Below are 20,747 nucleotides of genomic sequence, written 5' to 3' on the forward strand. Positions count from 1 at the left end.
CAAAAATTTCTACCACTATACAGTTTTATTCTTGATACTGAAAAATAAATCTTCATATGTGTCCGTAATTTTATCCCAATCATACCGCTTTGATAGAGTAGCACATCTTTGTGACATGGCATTATAATCAGCCATTATTTTATTTATACACTCTGCCATTTGTTCAATACTATAACAATTTACTCCATACCCTACAACTCCATCTGGAAACTGCTGATCAAAACCTTCTCCTTTTGAATATATTACTGGAATACCTTGCGACATCGCTTCCGCATAAACCAAACCAAAAGTTTCACTAATTGAAGGCATAATGAAGATATCGCAATCCTTATAAAGAGTTTTAATGTATTCTTTGTCTTGTTTGCCATGATATATGATGTATGGCTTCTCCACAATTAATTTTAACAATGCTTTATTATTGCATCTACCAACAATTTGCAAAGATACATCAAATTTCGATTTTAATTCCATTTCAATAAGTTTTACAATGGTTTTAACATTTTTATTTTTATTGACTTCACCTACAAAAACAAGCTTTAATTTCCTTAAATCCCTTTTTATATGCGTATTTGTATCCGCCAACCAGTAAGCATCAATTCCATTCGGTATCACTACAGATTTAGCTTCTATTGCAGATTTTTTATTGGTTGGAATATACATATCAAGTAACCTTGTTTTATAGGCTTCAGATAAAAAAACAATTTTTTCAGCATGATTAAGAATTTGGATACCTAGTTTTCGCAAATATATAATACGTTTAAAAAAAGTATTTATATCTGTATTTCGTACAGTTACAATATAGGGCGTTCCAGTTTTCAAATAATGCTTATAGGCAATATACCCATTGGAGAAGACCGTATGCGCATGTAAGATGTCTGCATCAAGATTCATTTGAGCAAACGCCTTGTAAACTTTATTATATTTTTTATAAAAAAACAAACGATCTCTTGCCTTGAAACATGCAGCCTTAATGAGATAATCTTGATTAAAAGGGCTAACATCCGCAGCATACGAATGTGGGGCAAACACTATTGTTTCATTCTTTTTTGATAACCTAGAAAATAAATTTTGATAGAGCTTAGACCCATAATAATAAGAACATATATGAATTACCTTCATCCTTCAACCTCATCATTCTTATAAATTTCCAATAAATTACATACCTTTTTGTCCCAAGTGTAGTCAAATCTGATATCATACAGATTCTTTTTCATCTCTGCTAGCGTTTCAATCGTGATATTACCTAAAAGAGTGGGAAGCGCTTCTGGATCTTCCGCATCAATACAGAACCCAATTCTCTTGTCAATCACCATTTTCGCATAAGGCGCTTTCTTATTCACAATGATCGGAGTGCAGGTAAGAATTGCTTCAAAAAACTTTACGGGATATGCGGATTGCCAGTTCGCACTTTTTGTTTGATAAACGCAATATAAAATATCCGTGTTACGATATAACATTTCAATATCGTTTATTCCATCATATGTACCAGTTAAAATCTCATTTTTACCAATTGATTCGGCATATTTTTTTAGTTCTTGATAACTACTACCAATCCCATGAATACGAAATTCAAAATCAGGGTTACAACTAGCATCAATGAAAAATTTTAATGACATATAGTCTCTTGCTGCTCCGATATAAGCAATTCTGATTTTAGATGTAACTGTTTTGTCGATTTCCTTAAAGAGATGGATATCAGGATAGTTTGGTAGCTCGATACATTTTCTTCTGTTTTCTTCTGAAATACCCTTTAGCTGAAAATTATTCACGTAAATGATATAGGCAGCTTTATTCTGAGTATACGTTAAAATTTTTTGCAACATCCAATCTCGCTTACTATTATCGCCTTTCAGATAATATTCATGCATATCAAAGACAAGCAACTTGTCTTTAAGAATGATGGCTGCTAAGGCAGCCATCATCAAATCGTGACAATGAAGGTAACAATATGCAGAATCTTTCTTAAGATATGTTTTAGTCTGGCAACCAAACTTAATCAGCCAGATAAAATATATAAACATCTTAAATTTACTAATGATTTTATATTTATTTATAAGTCCAGTAACGTATTTACTTCTTGGATATAAACGATGTACTTTTATACCATCCATAACTTCATCCTGTTTATCTAACTTTTCATTTTTTTTATCCATTGCAATTATTTCGACATCATAACCACGTTCAACAAGAAATCTTGCTTCCTTATAGACTCTTACATCTGGTTGAAAATTATTGTCTAATAACATTTTAACACGTTTCTTTGGACTCTTCATAATCATCTTTCCTTCTTACTATAGCAATTCTATATTCGATTTATCAGCAATATCCTTCATCGCATTTCTTGAATCAAAAATTGCTTTTGAACTTTTTTGAATCATTTCAAGATCATACGATTTATGTGCTGTGGCGATTACAATCAAATCATATTCACCTAGAATCATTGGATCTATTTTTTCGATACCCTTATATGTCTTGCCAAAATATCTATATTCAGGAATATATGGATCAAAAAAATCGACCTCTGCATTTTCTTTTTTCAATAAATCAATTAGCTTCAATGCAGGACTTTCTCTATAATCATCAATATCGTTTTTATACGCTACTCCAAGAACCAATAGCTTTGAACCAGCCATCGCCTTCTTCTGTTTATTTAGCACTTTATAACATCGCTCAACACAATACTCTGGCATCTTATCATTGATAATCATACTATTTTCAATCATAGATGTATGGAATCCATACTCTCTAGCCTTCCATGTTAGATAATAAGGATCTAGAGGAATGCAATGCCCACCTAGTCCAGGACCTGGATAAAAGGCCTGATAACCAAATGGTTTTGTCTTGGCCGCATCAATGACTTCCCAAGCCGAAATGCCCATTTTTTCACATAACATACAAAGCTCATTCACAAGGCCAATATTGATGTTCCGATAAGTGTTCTCCAGTATTTTTTCCATTTCCGCAACCGCTGGTGAAGATACTTCATGAATATCTCCATCAAGCACTGCCCGATACATCGCTGCTATTACCTCAGTAGCATCTTTTCCGATTGCACCAACTACTTTTGGTGTATTTTTAGTATGGTAAGTCGTATTACCTGGATCTACCCGTTCTGGGGAAAAACCCAAATAAAAGTCTTCTCCGCATTTCAAACCAGATCCTTTTTCCAATATGGGTTTAACCAATTCTTCTGTAGTTCCTGGATATGTCGATGATTCTAGTACCACCATTGTATCTTTAGTTAAGTATTTTGAGATTGCCTCCGTGCTTGCCTTTACATAACTGATATCTGGCTGCTGGTGCGCATCCAATGGTGTTGGCACACAAATTGCAATGAAATCTACATTCTTAATAAAACTGAAATCCGTAGTTGCGGATAATGTCTTATCTGCAACTAGCTTTTTTAGATCTGCATCAACAACATCTCCAATATAATTTACCCCTTCGTTCACACATTCTACCTTTTCATTTTGTACATCAAAACCAATTGTTTTAAACCCTGCCTTTGCCTTTTCAACTGCTAGAGGTAATCCGACATAGCCTAAGCCAACTACTCCTACGACAATTTCTTTATCAATTATTTTCTTTAATAATTTCGTTTTCATATTTTCTCCTTCACCTTATCATTGATTTTTCGGTAATGCTTCCCACAACATTTACAATCTGCAATTCCATGTTTAAACTCTAATTTTTCTCCGCATTCACAAACATAACATAATAGCTTCGCAGGATTTCCAACTACACAAGCATAATCCGGTACATCCTTCGTAACCACGCTGCCAGCTCCAATGAAAGCATAGCTACCAATATCGTGCCCACAAACAATTGTACAATTTGCGCCTACGGAAGCGCCCTTGTGCAAGGTTGTTTTTCGATATTCAGTTTTTCTGGATATGAAGCTTCTTGGATTAACCACATTGGTAAAAACGCAACTTGGTCCTAAAAACACATCATCTTCGCATATTACACCTTCATATAAAGAGACATTATTTTGAATCTTAACATTTTTTCCTAGCACAACTTTGGGCGATATAACTACATTTTGCCCTATATTACAATCCTCACCTATTTTGCAGTCTGACATAATATGTGAAAAATGCCATATTTTTGTTCCATTTCCAATTTGACATCCTTCATCTATATAGCTAGATTCGTGCACATAATAATCAGCCATGTCGATATTCCTTTACAACGGTTTTTATTTCATCACAAATAATTCCGATTTTTTTTTCTTCCAAATAGGGGTGCATAGGTAGACTCAGACATCGTTGACTAATTTCTTCAGACACATTTAAATCAGACAAATTAAAGTTATAAGCCTCATAAACCTTTTGCTTATGGAGTGGTGTTGGATAATAGATCATCGTTGGTATGTCTCGCTCTTTCAATTTGTTTTGCAAGTATTCTCTTTCTTCAGATGAATTCAACAATACTGTGTACTGTGCCCAACTGCTTATCATATTTTTCGGAACATAAGGTACTTCTACAACATTTTCAAGGCTATTTGAATATATCTGTGCAAAAGTATTGCGATTATCTAACTCATATTCTTTAAAAACACGTAGCTTTGGTAACAAGATCCCTGCTTGTAATGTATCCAGTCTGGAGTTCAGACCAACACGTACATTATCATACTTGAATTTTCCTTTGCCATGGATTCTTAAGGATTTCAATTTATCATAATATGCATCATTATCTGTAAATAATGCGCCGCCATCACCATAGCATCCCAATGGTTTTGCTGGAAAGAAAGACGTTGTAGCAATATCGCCAAAGCTACATGCCTTTTTTCCGTTTATAGATCCTCCAAAGCCTTGTGCACCATCTTCCAAAATAAGAAGATTGTATCTCTTTGCTAACGCATAAATTGCTTCAAAGTCTGCTGGCTGTCCGAATAAGTCAACTGGAATAATAACTCGTGGAACAAGTGTGCCTTCTTTTTGGACCTCAATGATCGCTTTTTCCAGTTTCTTTGTATCAATATTAAATGTTCGAGGATTAGTATCCACAAAAATTGGTGTTGCTCCAACTAAAGAGACTACTTCCGCTGTTGCATAAAATGTAAAACTTGGTAAAAAGACAGCATCACCAGCTTTGATATCCCATGCCATTAGCGCAAGTTGCAAAGCATCAGTTCCATTTGCACATGTCACACAATGTTTTACGCCAACATATTCGGCTAATTTTTGTTCTAGTTCCTTGACAAAAGGCCCCATCATATATTGGTTTGATTCTAATACTACTTGAATATTCTCGTTGATATCTTCTTTAATATGGTTGTACTGTGCTTTTAAATCAATAAACTGCATAGTTTCCCTTCTTTCTTACATTGAGTAATCTTCTTAATTAAATCTATTTTTGAAATCAATAGAAGCCACCTCATCTAATAGTGGAAGTTTTACTGCTTTGCCAGTGGCTGCTGATTCATATATTGCCAATACCAATTCCAACGCTCTTGTTCCTGCTTCCGCATCAACTAACGGTTTTGTATGTGTTTCAATTGCTTCTATGACATTATTATAGAGGGGAGTATGACCAAATCCATAAACACTTTCAGGATTTTCGCTATGTTCCCTCATGATATTATCTGCATCATCCCTATCATCAGCAAATTCCCACTCTTCTATGATGTTAACGGATTTGCCACCAGCTTTTACTGTTCCCTGACTGCCAAAAATATAGAGTGTTTCTTCTAAATTTTTAGGATATACGTTTACCGTACCCTCAAATAAACCATATGCACCATTCTTAAACTTAATAATCGCCATTCCAAGATCTTCTGCCTGAATATAGTCATGATTCAAGTTATCTGTATAGGCCATAACTTCGTCAATTTCATCGCCCATCATCCAGCGCAACAAATCTGCATTGTGGATACATTGATTCATCAAACAGCCACCATCATTTTCCCATGTTCCGCGCCACTTTGCCTGATCATAATAGCCTTTATTACGATTCCAGCGTACATGCGCTGCTGCATGAAATAACTTCCCAAAACGCTTATCCTCAATTGCTTCATGAATCTTCTGGATGGATTTATTGAATCGATTCTGATGATTTGCACATACAACCACATCATTTTCTTCTGCTGCTTTACATATCGCACGCGCGTCCTTCATATTCATTGCGATTGGTTTTTCAACAATAACATTGACCTTATGCTGAATGCAATACAAAGCAATCTCTGCATGTATACCTGATTCAGTAGCAATGCCAACCAAATCAGGACTCTCATGATTGATCATTTCTTGATAATTCGTATATTTTTTTATACCTGATGAATCAAACTCAAACTTGGCCAATAATTTGTTCATGTTCTTCGGTACTACATCACAAATCGCAACGATATCCAGATTATTATCTCTGGCTGCAGCTATGTGATTAGGGGAAATTCTCCCACATCCAATTAACGCATACTTCATTTTGTTTCCTCCTCTGTTTTTTCAATAAACGATACAATGTCTTTATAAATATTGTCAGCATCAAATAATTCCTTATATATTTCGAAGGAATTATTGCACACTCTGATATATTCGGATCTATCATTAAGTAAATTCTCTAAATACGCTTTAATATCTTGCTCATTGTCACTGCATAAACCACAATCATAGTTATGAATAAGTTCATTCATAACCCCTTTACATGTGACAATCATGGGAAGTGAGTAGGAAGTACCTTGACAAAATTTATTTCCAACTCCCATATTAAAATCGAAAGAATCATTGTAAGGGGCGAGTACAGCAAAGGATTCAATGAGCAGCTGTGACATCTGCTGATTATTGCACCAACCCATGAATTCAACATTTTCAACATCCTTCATCATATCTTTCACAGTATTAAATTGCGGACCATCTCCAGCAATCCGAATTGTCATAAGCCCTTTTAATTCAATCGCAATTTTCTTAATCAATGGATAATTAAAGCTATTTCCTAGACTTCCAATAAAAGTTAAGTATTTTTCTGGATGATTACAATTGCGGCGATACGTATTGATTTCCAAAGCATCTTTTGTTTCACATCCAATATAAAATGGTTGAGTGATGGGTTCTGAAGTTTTGGAGCTCCTCTTATAAGCCCCCCATTCTACTGCTTTACCAGTTACCCCTGTCAAATATGTTATTTCGTTGAAAATATTCTTTGCCCTTCTATTTGAAAATAAATAATATGGATAAATCAAAGCTTTTTTTATACCATGAAGTCTATCCACGAATATATCTGGCCAGAAATCACGGATATCTATAATAACTTTAACATTATTTTTTTTTGCATATTTTACAGCTTCATAAGCTAGATCAATTGTCGGATAAGCACAAAAGATTACATCTGGAGGAATTCTGTCAGAAATTATTTTTTTAAAATTGCGACTTTCCTTATAAGAACTCATCAGTCTTTGTAACGATATATTCTTTTGATAAGAATTAGAATGAATAAAATTCACTTGATAGTTGTCTTTTATGTTAATGCTACAAGTTTTATCAACCTTATATTTTTTTTTCGTATGATCAAATGACGAAGTAAATAAAGATACATCGTGATTTGCGCCTACTAACGCTTTGGTGAGTTTTCCCATCCTACCAAGGCTTTCTTCTTTATCGTACTCCCAAATAGGTTCATGACTTTTAACCAGCCAAATATTCATAAAAACACCTTTACTTTCATATTTTTATCTTTTTACTCTTTTTGAAGGGACTCCGACATAAGTTCCTGGTTCCACTATATCCTTGATAATCACACTACCAGCCCCTATGATACTTTCTTCACATATCAAGATATTGTTAACGACGTTGCAACCTGTTCCCAGCCAACACTTAGCTCCTATTTGCACCTTGCCAGATAAGTGACATCCAGGTGAAATATGGACAAATTTTCCAATCTTGTTTTCGTGATCAACACTGGACAAAGTGTTGATGATGCATCCATCATTAATTTCTGTTTTAGAATTGATGACTACATTCGCCATAATTGCCACACCCTTACCAAGTAAAACATCAGCGGCTATTACTGAACTTGGATGGATAAGATTAACCAATTTTCCGTTAACCCTTACTATCTGATCAAATAATTTAGCTCTTATTTCGTTATTCCCTAAGGAGATAAAGAAATCATATCCACCTATATATTTTTCAATAGTGCTAATAGATCCTATGATTCGATATGGATATTTCTTATTCTCAGCATCATCTAAAAATACAATTTCATCATATCCATTTAATTTTGCAATATCCGCAAGAACCAAACCATGACCACCTGCTCCAATTAACACAATTTTTTTACTAATTCCCATGGAATTCCTCCATTGTTACGGAGGTATCACTGCTAATACCTTCTTGCTTCAAGACCAATAAAATTGTCTTTCCTATGATTTGGATATCCAAAAGGAAATTGCAGTGCTCCGTATAAAATACATCCTTTTTGAATTTCTCTTCCCATGTTAGAGCATTCCTTCCCATCACTTGAGCAAGCCCGGTCAAGCCCGGTCTTACATCGTGGCGATGCTGTTGCTCCTCGCTATATAACGGTAGATATTTCACCAATAATGGTCTTGGACCCACAAAGCTCATATCACCTTTTAGAATATTGAAAAGCTCTGGCAATTCATCTAGTGAAGTGGCTCTTAACTTTTTTCCAAATGGAGTCAACCTTACCTCATCAGGGAGTAAATTTCCTTCTTTATCTATTTCGCTTGTCATACTTCTAAATTTATACATACTGAATATCTTTTCATTCTTGCCAGGTCTTTCCTGCATAAATATAACAGGACTTCCCAGTTTCACTCTAACAAGTATGGCTATAATTAAATAAATAGGACTTAACAAAACTATTGCAATCAAAGATAATATGAAATCAAGGAACCTCTTAAAAAATAATTTATACATTATTTAAAGCACTCCTTAATAATTTCTATTATTTGTTCTTGCTCTTCCACTGTCATCTTATTATCACTTGGCAAGCACAATCCTCTTTCGAAAATATCCACTCCAACATCAGCGCTTTTACCTGAAATATAGGCATTTGTTCTTGCTCTTCCGTTTCCTTCTCTCGTTATGAATGGATTCATTCTAAATATAGGCTGCATGTGCATCGGCTTCCAAATCGGTCTGCCCTCTGCATTGTATCTCGCAAGTTCTTCTAATATTTCTGTTGGACATGTTTTGCCTGCTTCGCTAATAAATAGTGCCTCTTTATCACTTCTTACCTGTTTACACATTGCTTTCTTATCGATAATCAAACAAGATAACCAGAAGTTTGGCTCACTATTCTTTTCATCGTAAGGATTCATTTTTATTGGAAGATTTTTTAAACCCTTTTTATATCTTTCATAAATAGCCTTTTTTTGTGCAATATGCTCATCTAAGTATGGTATCTGTCCTCTTACTACACCTGCGATGACGTTTGACATCCGATAATTGAATCCCAATTCTTCATGCTGATACCAAGGCGCATTTTCTCTTGATTGTGTAGACCATTTTCTTACTTTTTCAGCTGCTTCTTTATCATCAGACAGAAACATCCCACCTGATGATCCGGTTATGATTTTATTGCCATTAAATGATATTGCATTGTAATCTCCAAATGTGCCTGTCTGTACACCTTTATAGCTTGCACCTAAAGACTCGGCTGCATCTTCTATGATAATGGCATTATGTTTTTTACAAACTGCTTTGATTTCATCAACTTTTCCGGGAGTACCATATAAGTGGACTAGGATAACTACTCTTATCTCAGGATATAATTCAAATGCTTTCTCTAAAGCAATCGGATCCATATTCCATGTATCATATTCCGCATCTATAAATACTGGAATCCCGCCTTCATAGACTACTGGATTGATAGTAGCGCCAAATGTCATGTCTGTACAGATTACTTTATCTCCAGGTTTTACTCCAGCTAGTTTAACTGCCAGATGTAAAGAGGATGTTCCGGATGCTAAAGCAACAGCATATCTGCATCCAACTTTTTCACAAATCATTCTTTCTATTTCATTAATGTTTTTGCCTACTGTAGACATCCAATTTGTTTCATAGGCTTCCGTAATATATCTTAATTCTTCTCCATGCATAGTTGGGCTTGACAGCCATATTTTATCCTTGAATTTCTCCAAATCTATCCCTCCAAAATAAAAGCAAGTCCCTTTTCAGCACTTGCTTATGATTTCTAATCCGACTTTTGTTGTGATTTCTATGTTGAACATACTGAGCTGAAGATAGGCGATCCGCTTATGCCGATCTATTCTTATGATTTGTCTTTCTTTTCCCTGTAATGGTCCTTCCGTTATAAATATCTGTTCTCCCTGTATGAAGCCTGTAGACATCTCTACAACATGCTCTTCTTTTCCGAATGATTTCATGAAAGCAACTTCCTCTTCATTCAAAGGAAATATATCTGCCTTTTTCTTACCGATGACCTTCACGAAATCAGGTATTTTTTTAAGCTCTATATTTAACTGATCGATCTGATCCGTTATCATGAAGATATAGCCTTTGAACAGGATATCCTTTACATCATGCCATTTCCCCATGTATTTCTTTTTTCGGATATACTCAGGTATAAAACACTCCTGCAGCACATCCTTTGAAATCATGGTCTGGCACTTCTCTGCAATCTTTCTTTCATGACCGCTTCTCACCTGTACAACATACCATTTCATGCTGTTTCCTCCAATAGGGTAGGCTTCGCCTATCAAACTTCATATCCAGTTTGACTTTATAACTATATGACCATACATTCGTGATGAACGTGACATAGCAACGATCCATCCCTCAGCATTCTTTTCAACCTCGGATAACTGTCTATTATCCTTTGTTAAAATGAATTTTACACTTTCCATTTTAACTAGAAATATAATACTACAAAAGTAACTATATTGCAACCTCTCTTACTTTATTCTGGTCTGAATATCTAACATATTTATGACTTTATTAGATAATGTAATGATGACTGACAGAATTTGAAATAAAACTACCAGTATAACTGGTAGTTTTCTCTGAGCCTATAAGGCTCCTTTCCCTGCTACACCTAAAGGTACGGTGAGAAAGACTTGACGGTTGCACTCTGCTACTTGTACCCCTTAAAGGGGTCCTCTATTTTATTTTTTCACCTGTGAATGGGTCTACAAATTCCTTCATGCTCATTTGATCATACATTTTGTCCTCGTAAATTTGATTCCTTATGTATTCTTCTATTACTTTTTTATTTTTTCCCACTGTATCGACATAGTAGCCCCGACACCAAAATTTACGTTGCCCGTATTTATATTTCAAATTCGCATGTCTCTCGAATATCATCAATGTGCTCTTTCCCTTCAGATATCCCATAAATGACGAGATACTCATTTTGGGTGGAATCTTTACCAACATGTGCACATGATCATTGCATAATTCCGCCTCAATTATCTCAACACCTTTTCGCGCGCATAAATCTCTTAGTATTTTTCCTATATCTTTTTTCAATTTTCCATATATTACTTGCCTTCTATACTTAGGCGCGAAAACGATGTGATAATTGCAATTCCATTTTGTGTGTGCTAAACTTTCTGTATCCATATTTTATGGTACCTCCTTTATTTTGTTGTGACCGCCAAGCCACTTACATTATATCGGAGGTTTTCTTTTTTTTGTTACTTTTCTTATAGCTTAAGCTTTTTAGAACCACCTGTATAACAGGTGGTTTTCTTGTTACAAAAAGATATATCACCAAAATGTGATATACCTTCGCTTTTTTATTTCGTACAAACGCTTTGATCCTGATCTGTTATGATTAAGCTTAGCAACCTGTTCTTAATATCATCACGCTGTTCGACATCATTCAATACCTCTTCAAGCTTGACCAATCTGTCTGTAATATCGTCCTTTGTAATTGCCATGACATTGTTTTTAAAAATTAAATTGTTTTTCGTTCTTGTTGTTGTTTCTCCATCAAGCTTTAATTCCTCAAACATCTTCTCTCCGGGACGCAATCCAATTTCAACGATATCAATATCCTTATAGGGTTTGAATCCTGACAATCGAATCATTTTTTCAGCTAAATCCAAAATCTTCACTGGCTCTCCCATATCAAGAACGAAGATTTCGCCTTTATCCGCATAAAAACCTGCCTGCAGTACCAGCTGTGCTGCCTCTGGAATCGTCATAAAGTAACGTATGATGTTTTTATCTGTTATTGTGACAGGACCGCCTTCCGCAATTTGTTGCTTAAAAATCGGGATAACGGAACCATTTGATCCTAAAACATTCCCAAAGCGAACAGCAGCCATCTTAGTCACGCCATTGTTACCATTTGCCTGCAAAATCATTTCAGTCATTCGTTTTGTTGCACCCATGACATTGGTTGGATTAACCGCCTTGTCCGTACTGATCATAATGAATCTGGATACATTATTCTTAATGCATGCATTAATTACATTATTTGTTCCAAATACATTGTTCTTGATAGCTTCCATAGGACGCGTTTCCATTAACGGAACATGTTTGTGTGCAGCTGCATGAAAGACAACATCCGGATTATATTCTTTAAAAATACCATTAAATGCTTTGAACTCCCTAATGGATGCAATTAATGAAATAATTTCAATAGTTTCATCCAGCGTTCCATGTGTCCGGTTTCTATTAAATTCCTGTTCCAGCATATACAAGGAATTCTCATTGATATCAATCATCAGCAGCTGTTTTGGTTTGAATTTCACTATTTGCCGGCACAACTCAGATCCGATGGATCCGCCGGCTCCTGTTACTACTACAACCTTATCTGTTAAGTAGCTTTTTATTTCATTTTGCTCAAGCTTAATTTCACCACGGCCAAGAAGGTCTTCAATACTAATATCCTGAACCGGATACTTTTTAGGTGAATTCAGCTCATTAACAAGTAAATTGTCACCTTCTTTCATAATCTTGGTTTCCAGTTTTGCAGATTGACACAAATCATAAATCCTTCTCACTGTATCCTTATCAGCACTCGGCATAGCAATAAATGCAATTTTCACATCATACTTCTGCACAATCTCTGGAATATCATATGTATCTCCCAAAACCCTATATCCTGAAATTTCATTATTAATTTTCTTATCATCAACAAAACCCACGACACTAACATTAAAATTATTATTTTGCGCCAATTCCTTTACTAAGATATATCCGGCATCTCCAGCGCCTATAATGATAGCTTTATCAGTTTTATTCGCAACCTTGTATAACCTTCTTCTATACAATCTGTAACAAACACGTACATTAAACATCAGCAAAGCTGTTAATAATCCTCCAGTAACTATAACACTAAGAAAAGTTCTATCCAATTCAAATACGATCGCCAAAGCAAACAATACTACAGTAGCCATAACAACAGCCAAACCGATTCTCAGAGTTTCGATAGGCCCGACATACTTCCATAAGCTTTTGTGAATTTTAAACAACATGAAGCAAATCATGTAAACTAATAAAACTGAAAGCATTGCCAGCGCAAAGTTTCCTATATAAATATCTTCAAAATTTGGTATTCTAAACTCTATCTTAATCCAATAAGCCAATAGAAAGGATACAAATACGATGCATAAATCAAAAAAGCACAGCATCATCTCTCTATGATTCTTATATAGATTGTTTTCAAATATTTTCTCAATCATTCCAGCCACTCCTTCATACCTATCCTATTCTACCATACAACTTAATTTAATAAAATCTAATTTTAAAAAATCAAGGTAAATATACCTTATTTTATGCTTATACATCAATAATGAATTGTTATTTGTACCAGAATTTATGAATTTTCAAGTATCTCATATCTATCATATAAGAAAAAAATAATTTCCATTCCAAAGAACAGTTTTCAGCTTTTTCTATTATCATGATGACCGTTAGCTTTTCCTCAAATATAACGAATATCTCCTTATAGAGAATTATTTCATTTTCAGATGGCTTCGTCCATTACAGATAGGGGTACCATGCAATCTCAAAGCCTTTAGAGATTTTTTCTATTAATGCATAAGTCAACATCATGCACCGAATTTCACTTGTTATTCACATAAGTCTTAATTCTTAAAAGATTCATCATTATCTGCAAATATACAAAAAGAGAAACCTAATTCACAAGCTTCTCTATTAATATTTCTAATTATCTATGATGCTAACACTTTGAAATCATCCCTTACTTTTTGTCATAGTCTTGAATATTGCGTATTATTTCAATAAAATATTTATCTTCATAACGATTAAAGATAAACTCTATGATTTTTGTTGGAACAACCAACAATGCAGTAATCAAAGATACTGAAGCATTGATGAAAGCTACTAAAGTATTCATATCAAATCCTCTATTTACCATGACTGCAATTGAAATACAATGCGCAAGTACCACAACTATCATAACGCCTAAAAAATAAATACAGAAACTTTCTTACACCTAGTTTCGAATGAAAGAGTTTTTGTAAAAAACCCCTATATTCTATAAGTATCTTTGCATACTCTTCATTTCTTTCTTGCTATCTACTTTTCTTCTTACAAATTCATAGGAATCAACTTCATTATTCCGCAAATACAAAGGTTTTTTTAGTAAATTTCAAATCGTTTTTTCATTTGATTTTATCCTCAACCCCAATTCCCCGATTCTTCTTAATATAGCAGTTTCAGAAACATCAAAAATATCCGATAATTCATTAACAATCGTTTCTTTTTTGTATTCTAAAAGTGAAAAAAGTTTATATTTATCGGTAAAAATATCTTTTGGCATTAATAAAGCAGCAGCAAATCTATTTACTCTTATTTCCGTTTCACTAGTAAGCTTATCCTTATCCAAACTATATTCATCCGCAAAATCTGACTTTCCATCATAATCAAATATGTAATGCCCTAACTAATGAGCCGATATAAAATGCTGGTGTCCGCGATTTTCATATGCATTAATTAACAAAATTCTTTCACACCCTCGTGCCTCTATTAAGAAATCACTGCCCCCAATAACTCCAGAAATATTCGCTGATAGGTTTTCTTTATATATCTTAAATCCCGCTTTATCAAGAATATGCGCAATTGGTGTCCGATAATCTAGCAATTCAATCTGATGGCGTACTTCACCTACAATTCTTTTAATTTCGTTCGAATCAGAAAAGTCTTTAAAATAATTATTTTCTTGTCTTAATCTATCAAATACACACATAGCTCTACACTCTCTTTTCTTTCCTAACGTTTAACACCTCAAATCTATATTACAAAATTTTTCCTTTTTTTGTAAAAATAAAGTGTAGAAACATGGTCTTTAACAGAGACAATTCACCCCTTCCCTATAAATATCTAAATTTTACACCCTTAATTCAAAAACAACATCTTAAAATAATCTTAGTAAAAATCTAGCTATAAATATTATCAATCATTACTGTATTCTATTCTTATATTCATACTCTCATAAATTCTTATCAATAAAGGATAATATAGGATTATCCTTAAAAAGAGTAAGACGAAAGCTATATAAGGAGCTATATGAAATTCATAGAAGATAAAGTATGGACAGAAATTCTAAATTATTTTTATAAGAAACAATATGGTAGCATAAAGGGAAATATTAAAGGTGTTCAGTTTGAAGCGTTGGTTGCATTTTTGCTTAAACTGTTATTTAATCAATATGAAATTGAATTTCATCCTACGAAGGCCTCGCATGATGGTAGTAAAGATTTTTGGGCAATTGATGATCTGCAAGAGCTTTGGTGGGCGGAATGTAAAAACTATACACAAAATATTGCATTGAAAGAATTAGCTCCAACACTGGTTATGGCTGAACTAAATGATGTACAGCATTTGCTTTTCTTTAGTTATTCAAACCTTAATAAAAATCTCAAGCGTCATATAGGACGATATGCATTTGAACACAAAAAAGAAGTTTTCATTTATGAGAATGAAACAATAGAGGAACTCCTATTCACAAATTATAAAGAAATGCTTTCAGATTTTCTGGGTCAACAGATTAAAGCAGATTTTCATCACTCCGTAGAAATAGATTTTTATAATGAAAAAAATCCAAAACTGATAGATAAGAAACGATTTAACGGGTATTATGAAATCATGGATTTAGCTGTGGGTGAAGTGTATAATTTGAATGTTATCGCAGAAAATAAACATAAATTCAATTCCTGTACTATTAAAATAACCATTGATGAATCAGAAGATAATTATTATTTTGAGTTTCTATCACAGGACAAGGCTTTACGTAATAAGATAATGCGTACTATTGAATTAAAACCTAATCAAATCGTATTATGTAAATTTAAAGTACGTTTAATAAAATATAGGGAAAGGCTAAAGCTTCCACGCTTATGTACGGAAGTATGCCTGAACGGTGTGCAGGAAGCAAAAGCAAAAGCTGATTCTGTGGCATATCCTTGTGAATGGAATAGAAACAATGTCCTTATAGGGAAGCATTATGAGGATCTCATAAATATATTTACACATGAGTGTATAAATAATTCCCCAATGTCCGGATTTCTGGTATATGGTGGCGGTGGCACCGGAAAAACAAGAATATTACAGGAATGCGATGCAGTTTTAACAAAAAATGATTATCATATCCTAAATTTTATAGGCTTTGATAAAAATAGTTCTTGGAAGGATGTTGTGCGTGAAATCACCTATAGCGCTTTTGCGATTTCGGAAGACCTTGCATTTCATCTCATGTGTGAAACCGACGATATCGTTATACCGAGTCTTGATGATAATATCAAAGAAGAAATTGTAGCATTTTTTAAATTATTAAATAAGAAAGAATTCGCATTTGAAGAATTGCATCGGTATCTTAAAATAATTTTTGGAAAATTATCACAGGGCAGATATGCTGTAATCATTGATAATATGCAATCTTATGCGGTAGAAATTATTGATTTCTTCAAAGAAATGATACAGTATATGCTCCAACATCAGCAATCCTCACATATTGTCTTACTTATCTCTATCAATACGAGTCTTGTATTTGATGATCGATACCTTGATTTTATCGGGGAATTTAGCAGAATTGATTTTCTCTGCAGGAAAATTGATGGATTTCAAAATGAAAAACAGGCCATCGCATATTTAAAAACTATTTTGAGCTTGGATGATTATCCTTTAAATCTTCCTGTATTAAGAAAGATTCTTGCCAGTACGTCGTTAAAGCCAAAATATATCCAGCAGCTTGCCAATCACTTAATCATATCAGATTGCATAGAATTTAAAAATCAGCATGGAATTATCAACAAATCGAAGGAACTGGAAGCGAGTTTACGATCTATTCCAGATGATTATGAAAGATTATTCAGTTCGAGTTATCATATGATATTGGATAAATATGTACAATGGAAGTCAGATATCTATGATTTTATTTCCTTACTTCATCTTTTTTCCACAATGGATGAATCATTATTAGATATATTAAATGTAGACAGAAAGATTGTTCAGGCCTTAGTCAGGCACGGGGTCATTAAAAATGAAGGTGACCATAGGAACAAATGCTATGCATTTGAACACGATCTAATTGAATCCTGTTTAAGTACGGATATCTATCCAGATCTGCTGAAAAATGCGATGAAATATTTAGAGTCCTATCAAGACCTTTTTCATACGATTCTAAGAGATAAACAGGTTCCTATTCTGCTTTATAAGCTTTCTCATCGTATGTATGCAGGCAGTGAGCTTATAACTATAAACAAACATAAAGTACTTTATACTATACCAAATAAATTTATATTTAATTTTCATACGTATTTGCTCGATAATTTCATAAATAAAAAAGATGAAATGGAATTGAATGTGTTTATTAAGGAAGTGTCTGAATGCTGTAAATATGTTAGAGATCATATCAGTGAGTTAAGTGCAGAATATTTATTCGATAAAGCCTTTTCACATGTGTTTGATATAGTTTCAAATGAAAAAAACATTCTCCGTGAGCAATTCTCATTCATCATACATTATTGTGAAAATAAAAACAGATTGGCAAAAGCCGATTTATCTAGAAAAATTTACACTTTATATTATGAAAGATTGGAAGCTTGTGTATTAAATCATCGTGATATGGAAAGAGAAATTGAATATGCCAAAGCTTATCTTGAAAATCGAATTTTTGTATGTGGCAGACTGGAGGGTGCTTCATTGAAATATGTTTCCAATCTCAATAATTCAATGATGACAGCAATCGCATGGCAGTTTCATGATATATTATTAGAAGACTGTTTTGATGCTGCTAATTTATTTTTTATGAATAATGAAGATCTGAAACGAGGAATAGAATTATTGAAATGGGGCTTCAGAAGCTTTGAGTTATTGCCTGCTCATACAGCAGCGAAGTTTAAAGTTAACTATTATTCGAAGCTTATTCTCTATCAATTGATTACGCAGCAATTTGAGGATGCCATCAAAACAGCGAATGAAGCATTGTCCTATATAAAAGATAACGAAATCATCAATTATCATATTTTCTTTAAGTGTCGTTATCTGAAATATAAATTGATAGCTCTGTTATTGATTGGAGACTGTTCAGATATACTTGACAGCACCTTCGAGCAGTATGAAACAAATTTAAGTATTACACATACAGATAAATCAGATGACTGGCTATTTCTTCAGGCTAAGTATGCATTTTTAAATAATAACAGAGATAACTTTGAATCAATATTTCAAAGGCTGTATACTTCAATGGATTACGCTTCAAGTAATGTGAACATGCTGGAGGAGCTCGCATTAAAATATAAATTATTGTTTCCTGAAAAAATATTTTCAGAAATCGATGACAGAGCGAAGTCTTTATCATTAGTAAATAAGCTGCTCTATATGACCCCAAACGAAATCAAAGCATTCAATGCTGACTATATAAGCAAGGCAGTGATAGTCAGCATTGATAAAAAGGATGGATTTTACATGTGATTAACAGGAGCGGTCAATAATTGAAGACAGTGGTAAGAGGTTTCCATGAGAATCTAATACCAAATCATCTTTTATGTCTCGCATATGATACCAAATCAGATTATCTTGAAGGGAAGGGAAATAATCCACGAAATAAATAATTGGGACGTTGACATTCATGAATGAGTAAGGTATTTCATCATAGATTTGTATAGGAGTAGAATAATGTGGTGTATTTTGCGGATACGTATGGATATCACAATATTCAATATCTGCTATTTTTCTTAGCTGTGAGGCATACCATTCAAACTCCCATAAAGATGATAGATTGATGAAATAATACATGGGCTTTAGTTTAAAGATTGATTTTAAATATTTAAAGGATCTCATTATGCTTGAATCGATGGTGGGTGATAGAGTTTTGTAATTTTTAGCCCAAAACATGCTAGTGGAATCACTGCGTAAATGAGAGAAACTGGCACTTTTTCCATTTTTGAATGAGCTGCTACCTCTATGATATGCAATAGAATCAGCAATAACCCAGTTTTCTAAACCTAAGTTTCCAATCTTGAGTCCTATATCACAATCACTGCAACAATACGGCATATCCAAATCCATGCCTCCTACTTCAAGATATGTTTCTTTTCGCAGCATTAATGTTGCACTTGTTGTGGAGGAGACCTTTCTATCTTCCATCGCTAAAGGATGGTTGAATTTTAGACCTCTTAGCGGATGGACAATACGGTATTTTGAGTATTCTATTCCAAAATCGATAATCCTGTTATTTATAGGGTTCAATAGTTTTGAGCTCACTGATCCAATATTATCATTGGATAATAGCTTTTTTAAAAGAGGAGTATACCAATCATGATAACTGAAAATATCCTGATCACATAAGGTAATTATGTCACCATGTGATGCCTCAACACCTAGATTTGCTGTTTTTGAATACAGCATTGATTTATCATATTTAATATATGTAAATCGCTTTGGTAAATCTACTTTTAATTCATTCAGGTTATTATTATTTCCAACTATAATGATTTCTACTTCATTAGGAATGATTTTATCCAAAAGCTGTGTTGTGTAATATAGCATTTCTTTGTTTCTATGATAAGGCATAATAATACTTTGCTTTGGCTCCATGATTGTTATTCTCCTCTCTTCCCTGTATTTAAATAGTTTTCTGCTGCTTTTGCATCTTCCAGAGTGTTAATATTAAAGTTGGCATCGCCAGATTGTTCGATTCGACATTTAAGACCAGTATCAATAGCTAACTGGATCCAATTGCCCATTTCATATTCCCCACGCTGTTGATTCGGTTTCAGTTCTGTCAATATACTTAACATACTCTGTCTCATCAAACATAAGCCGGTGCCTTTCCATTTGTTAAAAACCTCAATCGGCTTTTCAATTAAGCAAGTAACCAGGTTATTAGAATTCAGCGACAGTGTGTAAGCCTTTTGTATATTTTCGATTGTATCTTCTGTTACGCCACATAAACAGTCTGTATCTGAATGTTTGAATTTTTCCATCATAGACATGATTCTGGGATGCACTGTAATTTCATCACTTAAACACATCATGAAATCACTATTTATGTAAGGTGCTGCTAATAATATGGCGTGTGCTATTCCTAATTGAGGTTCTTGATAAACATATGTTATTTTTATGCCTTGATAAGATTCACCCATATATTTCATAATATACTCAGCGTTATGACCAACAATGATTATTAGTTCGTCAAAATACTGTGGTAATACCAATTCAAGGATATAGTTTATTAAGGGTATATTATTTATGGGCGCAAAGCATTTATTTGATATCTTCATATCCAATCGGTGACCTTTACCTGCTGCCAGCAAAACGAATTTCATATAATTTTCTCCTTTTTAATTT

At 33.8% G+C, this 20,747-nt stretch carries 19 protein-coding genes; 1 reads left to right on the forward strand and 18 read right to left on the reverse strand.

The features are described from left to right. Positions 1 to 15: 15 nt before the first annotated feature. From ACG3M1_RS20895 to ACG3M1_RS20970, 16 genes are all read right to left on the reverse strand, one after another. Complete coding sequence (locus tag ACG3M1_RS20895) at positions 16 to 1,119, reverse strand: glycosyltransferase family 4 protein (RefSeq protein WP_008816489.1); 1,104 nt, start codon at positions 1,117 to 1,119, stop codon at positions 16 to 18. Next, positions 1,116 to 2,273, reverse strand: a complete 1,158-nt coding sequence (locus tag ACG3M1_RS20900; RefSeq protein ID WP_008816490.1) for a glycosyltransferase — start codon at positions 2,271 to 2,273, stop codon at positions 1,116 to 1,118. Before ACG3M1_RS20900 ends, ACG3M1_RS20895 begins: the two co-directional genes overlap by 4 nt. A gap of 18 nt (positions 2,274 to 2,291) precedes the next feature. Then, positions 2,292 to 3,605 (reverse strand): nucleotide sugar dehydrogenase, encoded by a 1,314-nt coding sequence (locus tag ACG3M1_RS20905; protein WP_008816491.1) that lies wholly within the window; start codon positions 3,603 to 3,605, stop codon positions 2,292 to 2,294. Beyond that, a complete protein-coding gene (locus ACG3M1_RS20910) occupies positions 3,602 to 4,174 on the reverse strand; it encodes an acyltransferase (protein WP_008816492.1) in 573 nt (190 codons plus the stop codon). Before ACG3M1_RS20910 ends, ACG3M1_RS20905 begins: the two co-directional genes overlap by 4 nt. After that, the gene (locus tag ACG3M1_RS20915) at positions 4,167 to 5,309 is read right to left on the reverse strand and encodes a DegT/DnrJ/EryC1/StrS family aminotransferase (RefSeq protein WP_008816493.1); all 1,143 of its coding nucleotides are present in this window, start codon (positions 5,307 to 5,309) and stop codon (positions 4,167 to 4,169) included. Before ACG3M1_RS20915 ends, ACG3M1_RS20910 begins: the two co-directional genes overlap by 8 nt. 33 nt (positions 5,310 to 5,342) lie before the next feature. After that, on the reverse strand, positions 5,343 to 6,422 hold the full coding sequence (locus ACG3M1_RS20920; protein ID WP_008816494.1) for a Gfo/Idh/MocA family protein: 1,080 nt from the start codon (positions 6,420 to 6,422) through the stop codon (positions 5,343 to 5,345). Next, positions 6,419 to 7,639 carry a glycosyltransferase gene (locus ACG3M1_RS20925; RefSeq protein WP_008816495.1) on the reverse strand — a complete coding sequence of 407 codons (1,221 nt, stop codon included), beginning with the start codon at positions 7,637 to 7,639 and terminating at the stop codon, positions 6,419 to 6,421. The genes ACG3M1_RS20920 and ACG3M1_RS20925 overlap by 4 nt, the downstream gene beginning before the upstream one ends. A 24-nt stretch (positions 7,640 to 7,663) precedes the next feature. Continuing rightward, complete coding sequence (locus ACG3M1_RS20930; RefSeq protein ID WP_008816496.1) at positions 7,664 to 8,284, reverse strand: acetyltransferase; 621 nt, start codon at positions 8,282 to 8,284, stop codon at positions 7,664 to 7,666. Then, the gene (locus ACG3M1_RS20935) at positions 8,274 to 8,876 is read right to left on the reverse strand and encodes a sugar transferase (RefSeq protein ID WP_008816497.1); all 603 of its coding nucleotides are present in this window, start codon (positions 8,874 to 8,876) and stop codon (positions 8,274 to 8,276) included. The genes ACG3M1_RS20930 and ACG3M1_RS20935 overlap by 11 nt, the downstream gene beginning before the upstream one ends. After that, positions 8,876 to 10,102 (reverse strand): DegT/DnrJ/EryC1/StrS family aminotransferase, encoded by a 1,227-nt coding sequence (locus ACG3M1_RS20940; protein WP_008816498.1) that lies wholly within the window; start codon positions 10,100 to 10,102, stop codon positions 8,876 to 8,878. The genes ACG3M1_RS20935 and ACG3M1_RS20940 overlap by 1 nt, the downstream gene beginning before the upstream one ends. A 33-nt stretch (positions 10,103 to 10,135) precedes the next feature. Next, positions 10,136 to 10,648: an antiterminator LoaP gene (gene loaP / locus ACG3M1_RS20945; protein ID WP_216880604.1), complete on the reverse strand. Its 513-nt coding sequence runs from the start codon at positions 10,646 to 10,648 to the stop codon at positions 10,136 to 10,138. Between the two features lie 433 nt (positions 10,649 to 11,081). Continuing rightward, positions 11,082 to 11,543, reverse strand: coding sequence for an IS200/IS605 family transposase (tnpA, locus tag ACG3M1_RS20950; RefSeq protein WP_008816099.1), 462 nt, complete (start codon positions 11,541 to 11,543; stop codon positions 11,082 to 11,084). A 176-nt stretch (positions 11,544 to 11,719) separates the two neighbouring features. Beyond that, positions 11,720 to 13,615, reverse strand: a complete 1,896-nt coding sequence (locus ACG3M1_RS20955; protein WP_008816468.1) for a polysaccharide biosynthesis protein — start codon at positions 13,613 to 13,615, stop codon at positions 11,720 to 11,722. 521 nt (positions 13,616 to 14,136) lie between these two features. Further along, on the reverse strand, positions 14,137 to 14,292 hold the full coding sequence (locus ACG3M1_RS20960; protein ID WP_008816467.1) for a hypothetical protein: 156 nt from the start codon (positions 14,290 to 14,292) through the stop codon (positions 14,137 to 14,139). 255 nt (positions 14,293 to 14,547) lie between these two features. After that, on the reverse strand, positions 14,548 to 14,829 hold the full coding sequence (locus ACG3M1_RS20965; protein ID WP_256292848.1) for an ImmA/IrrE family metallo-endopeptidase: 282 nt from the start codon (positions 14,827 to 14,829) through the stop codon (positions 14,548 to 14,550). A gap of 12 nt (positions 14,830 to 14,841) precedes the next feature. After that, positions 14,842 to 15,144 (reverse strand): hypothetical protein, encoded by a 303-nt coding sequence (locus ACG3M1_RS20970; RefSeq protein ID WP_008816466.1) that lies wholly within the window; start codon positions 15,142 to 15,144, stop codon positions 14,842 to 14,844. Positions 15,145 to 15,464: 320 nt separating this feature from the next. Here ACG3M1_RS20970 and ACG3M1_RS20975 point away from each other — a divergent pair, with 320 nt between their 5' ends. After that, a complete protein-coding gene (locus ACG3M1_RS20975) occupies positions 15,465 to 18,869 on the forward strand; it encodes an ATP-binding protein (protein ID WP_002606180.1) in 3,405 nt (1,134 codons plus the stop codon). Here ACG3M1_RS20975 and ACG3M1_RS20980 read toward each other — a convergent pair whose 3' ends face one another. Further along, entirely contained in the window at positions 18,870 to 19,994 is a 1,125-nt protein-coding gene (locus ACG3M1_RS20980; protein WP_002606181.1) for a glycosyltransferase family 2 protein, read from the reverse strand. A 5-nt stretch (positions 19,995 to 19,999) separates the two neighbouring features. Next, a complete protein-coding gene (locus tag ACG3M1_RS20985) occupies positions 20,000 to 20,725 on the reverse strand; it encodes a sugar phosphate nucleotidyltransferase (protein ID WP_008816465.1) in 726 nt (241 codons plus the stop codon). Between the last annotated feature and the right edge of the window lie 22 nt (positions 20,726 to 20,747).

It is taken from the genome of Clostridium sp. 10cd* (assembly GCF_044336395.1).
In the GTDB taxonomy this organism is placed as follows: domain Bacteria; phylum Bacillota_I; class Bacilli_A; order Erysipelotrichales; family Erysipelotrichaceae; genus Clostridium_AQ; species Clostridium_AQ innocuum.

Coding starts and splice junctions, on each gene's coding strand:
- ACG3M1_RS20955 (WP_008816468.1), bottom strand. CDS start 13,615: ATGATTGAGAAAATATTTGAAAACAATCTATATAAGAATCATAGAGAG.
- ACG3M1_RS20895 (WP_008816489.1), bottom strand. CDS start 1,119: ATGAAGGTAATTCATATATGTTCTTATTATTATGGGTCTAAGCTCTAT.
- ACG3M1_RS20905 (WP_008816491.1), bottom strand. CDS start 3,605: ATGAAAACGAAATTATTAAAGAAAATAATTGATAAAGAAATTGTCGTA.
- loaP (WP_216880604.1), bottom strand. CDS start 10,648: ATGAAATGGTATGTTGTACAGGTGAGAAGCGGTCATGAAAGAAAGATT.
- ACG3M1_RS20960 (WP_008816467.1), bottom strand. CDS start 14,292: ATGAATACTTTAGTAGCTTTCATCAATGCTTCAGTATCTTTGATTACT.
- ACG3M1_RS20920 (WP_008816494.1), bottom strand. CDS start 6,422: ATGAAGTATGCGTTAATTGGATGTGGGAGAATTTCCCCTAATCACATA.
- ACG3M1_RS20910 (WP_008816492.1), bottom strand. CDS start 4,174: ATGGCTGATTATTATGTGCACGAATCTAGCTATATAGATGAAGGATGT.
- ACG3M1_RS20970 (WP_008816466.1), bottom strand. CDS start 15,144: ATGTGTGTATTTGATAGATTAAGACAAGAAAATAATTATTTTAAAGAC.
- ACG3M1_RS20900 (WP_008816490.1), bottom strand. CDS start 2,273: ATGAAGAGTCCAAAGAAACGTGTTAAAATGTTATTAGACAATAATTTT.
- ACG3M1_RS20985 (WP_008816465.1), bottom strand. CDS start 20,725: ATGAAATTCGTTTTGCTGGCAGCAGGTAAAGGTCACCGATTGGATATG.
- ACG3M1_RS20935 (WP_008816497.1), bottom strand. CDS start 8,876: ATGTATAAATTATTTTTTAAGAGGTTCCTTGATTTCATATTATCTTTG.
- ACG3M1_RS20980 (WP_002606181.1), bottom strand. CDS start 19,994: ATGGAGCCAAAGCAAAGTATTATTATGCCTTATCATAGAAACAAAGAA.
- ACG3M1_RS20925 (WP_008816495.1), bottom strand. CDS start 7,639: ATGAATATTTGGCTGGTTAAAAGTCATGAACCTATTTGGGAGTACGAT.
- tnpA (WP_008816099.1), bottom strand. CDS start 11,543: ATGGATACAGAAAGTTTAGCACACACAAAATGGAATTGCAATTATCAC.
- ACG3M1_RS20975 (WP_002606180.1), top strand. CDS start 15,465: ATGAAATTCATAGAAGATAAAGTATGGACAGAAATTCTAAATTATTTT.
- ACG3M1_RS20915 (WP_008816493.1), bottom strand. CDS start 5,309: ATGCAGTTTATTGATTTAAAAGCACAGTACAACCATATTAAAGAAGAT.
- ACG3M1_RS20930 (WP_008816496.1), bottom strand. CDS start 8,284: ATGGGAATTAGTAAAAAAATTGTGTTAATTGGAGCAGGTGGTCATGGT.